Source organism: Sphingomonas sp. AC435 (genome assembly GCF_979253005.1).
Genome location: NZ_CEEDCJ010000073.1, coordinates 1 through 252 on the forward strand (window position 1 = coordinate 1; position 252 = coordinate 252).

At 73.0% G+C, this 252-nt stretch carries 1 pseudogene; it reads right to left on the reverse strand.

Annotated features, from left to right (window positions below):
- Window positions 1–252, reverse strand: a pseudogene (locus tag AC0CH8_RS19005) (MFS transporter); the annotation flags it as partial.

The window sequence follows — 252 nt, forward strand, 5'->3', positions numbered from 1 at the left end:
GTGCGATGCCGAAGCCGATCAGGCCGGCAAAGGCGATGACCGCCCCGATGCACAGGCCCCGCACCTCGTTCGGGATGAGGACGGGGAGCGCGACGGATGTCGCGAGCCCCGTCACCGCGCCGCACAGCGACAGCGTGCCGACGGCGAGTGCGAACCCCGTGACCGAAGGCGCGATCGGGAACAGCGCCGCCGGCACGCCGATGATCGCCGCGACCAGTGCCCCGATCAGCAGGCCGCCGCGCCGTCCGCTCT